At 54.4% G+C, this 524-nt stretch carries 1 protein-coding gene; it reads left to right on the plus strand.

The features are described from left to right. Positions 1 to 70: 70 nt before the first annotated feature. The coding region (locus HMPREF9440_RS02185; RefSeq protein ID WP_148516281.1) for a hypothetical protein at positions 71 to 524 on the plus strand (454 nt) is incomplete at its 3' end.

A 524-nucleotide genomic window follows, 5' to 3' on the forward strand; every position in this document is an offset into this window, starting at 1 on the left:
TCGAACCTCTTCCGTGAAGAGGTTCCCTAAGTGCGCTTTGGATGCGCCCTGTTTTGGGCTGTTCCAAAACATGGACGCCATTGCAGAGGAGATGAAAAGAACAGGCCAAGACGTTTGCATCATCGAACCCCTAGACCCCGAGTTTGCGGAAATTCTTGAGAGAAGTTTGCCCTCTCTGCCGGATGGGGAGTTCTCTTCCTTGGAAGCCTCTTCTCTTTACGAGGAAGATGCGACGCTCCTCACCGCTGAGGATGAAACCTTGGGAGAACAGGCCCCCAGTTTCGACATGGAACCTTGTGCGGCCTCGGCTTCCAGTGAAGACAAGTCTCCGGGCGCTCATACGGACTACTCCTTTTCCCACTGGTTCGATGGTGAAAGGTCCCCTCTAGAGTGGATCTTGAGAACGATTGAAGAGTGGGCAAGCCGCCCCGAATACCGCCGGACGGACGTGACTTTGCGTGACGCCCTTGATCGTGCGGCCAAAAATAACGGTCAAAAAGACGGACTGCAGGGCGTCCAAATCA

This window comes from Sutterella parvirubra YIT 11816 (assembly GCF_000250875.1).
In the GTDB taxonomy this organism is placed as follows: domain Bacteria; phylum Pseudomonadota; class Gammaproteobacteria; order Burkholderiales; family Burkholderiaceae_F; genus Sutterella; species Sutterella parvirubra.